This is a genomic window from Nocardiopsis lucentensis DSM 44048 (assembly GCF_000341125.1).
GTDB lineage: Bacteria > Actinomycetota > Actinomycetes > Streptosporangiales > Streptosporangiaceae > Nocardiopsis > Nocardiopsis lucentensis.
The window spans coordinates 1-1,821 of record NZ_ANBC01000372.1 but is presented as its reverse complement, the minus strand read 5'-3'; the positions used below and the strand labels follow the sequence as shown (position 1 = coordinate 1,821).

General features: G+C 71.7%; 2 protein-coding genes. Both read right to left on the bottom strand.

All coding sequences use genetic code 11. From position 1 onward, the window contains the following. Positions 1 to 36: 36 nt before the first annotated feature. Entirely contained in the window at positions 37 to 1,185 is a 1,149-nt protein-coding gene (locus D471_RS0112620; protein WP_017598945.1) for a calcium/sodium antiporter, read from the bottom strand. A 240-nt stretch (positions 1,186 to 1,425) separates the two neighbouring features. Further along, positions 1,426 to 1,821: alpha/beta hydrolase (locus tag D471_RS40155; RefSeq protein ID WP_017598944.1), on the bottom strand; the 396-nt coding region annotated here is incomplete at its 5' end.

The following is a 1,821-nucleotide window of genomic DNA, read 5'->3' as shown; positions in this document are numbered from 1 at the left end:
AGGGCCGCGCCTCACGTCGAGCCGGTGCCCGCCCCTTCAGGGCCGGGGCGCGCGGGCGGCCGCGCGTTTCCTCCTGGCGCGCAGCATGCTCAGCTCGTAGGCCGTCACCGACAACGCCCACAGCGCGGTGAGCGGAATGACGAACCACAGCATCGCGGCGCTGAAGGGTTGCAGGGCCGCGTGTTCGGTGGCCTCCATGACCAGGTAGGTGATGTAGGCGGTGTAGAAGCCGACGAGCAGCGCACCCTCCCAGCGGGTCACCTCCAACCTGCTCAGGGCGATCGGCAGCAGTACCAGGGCCACCGCCACCATGATCGGCAGATCGAACCGCAGGGCCTCCGGCGCGACGGCGATCCCCACGGGGGACACGATGGCGGTCAGTCCGAGCACCGCGCCGATGTTGAACACGTTGCTGCCCACGATGTTGCCCACCGCCATGTCGCGCTCGCCGCGCACCACCGCGACGACACAGGTCACCAGCTCGGGCAGCGACGTGCCGATCGCGACCACGGTCAGCCCGATGAGCAGGTCGCTCACCCCCAGCGCCGCCGCGACCGAGCTGGCCCCGTACACCAGCAGCCGCGCCCCCGACACCAGCAGGGCCGTTCCCAGGAGCACGAGCACCACGTCCACCAGGATCGACCTCGTCCGTGTGGCGCCGCGGACCGGGCCGGCCGCACCCGGACCGGTGCTGTCGGCGCCCGCACGCGCGGAACCCGGGCCGCCCCTCGCCGGCCGCCGGGAGACGAGCACCGTGACGGTGACGTAGACCAGCAGGATCACGAACAGAGCGGCGCCCTCGAAGCGGCTCAGGTTCCCGTCCAGGGCCATCAGGAGCACCACCACGGACAGTGTCGCCATCACCGGGATGTCGGCGCGCACGACCTGCGAGTGCGCCGCCAGGGGAACGAACAGCGCCGCCGTCCCGAGCACCAACAGGATGTTGGCGATGTTGCTGCCCACGACGTTGCCCACGGCCAGGCCCGGGTACCCGGACAGCGCGGCGTCGGTGCTGACCGCCAGCTCGGGCGCCGACGTCGTGAACGACACCACGGTCAGGCCCACGACCAGCGAGGACATTCCCAGAGTCCGTGCCAGGGAGGCGGCGCCCCGGACGAGTGTCTCGCCCCCGGCCACCAACAGAACGAACCCCGCCACCAGAGCGAGAACCACCAGTACGTCCACTCGAACCCTTCGATCATCCCGTCGTGCCACGCTCGGTCCACCCATGCGCCATGGGGTTTGCTAGGCAAACTACTCGGTTTCCTCCGGACCGGCCCGTATCGAGACCGCCGTGGTCGCCGGTGATGGTCTCCTTTCGCGGGATCTTCACGCCGAGTTCGTGTTCGGCCTCCCGGTACCGGACGCCGGGCATCCGTTCCGCTCCGGGGTCGGGTCCGAAGGCCGCTCCCCCGGGTGTCCGTCTCACCGCACGTGGTCGGCGAGGCGGACGAGCGCGCCTACGGTCTCGGGGCCGCTGACGAGCGCGGGGTCGTTGTGGTCCGCGCCCTCGACCGCCACCTCCTCGAACAGGCTGGGAGCCGCGGCGGCCACCGCGCGGCTGAGGTCGGGCGGGACGACCGTGTCGCGCGTTCCGTGGACGACGGTGACCGGCGCCCCGATCTCGCGGACCGACGCGGTCACCGGGTAGCGGTCCTTCAGCAGGGTCCGGACGGGCAGGAACGGGTAGTGGTGGCGTCCCACGTCGGCGAGTTCGGTGAACGGGGAGCGGAGGACGAGCCCGGCCGGAGGCCGCTCCCGCGCGAGGCCGGAGACGACCGCGGCGCCCAGGCTCTCGCCGTAGTACAGCGTGTCCTCGGG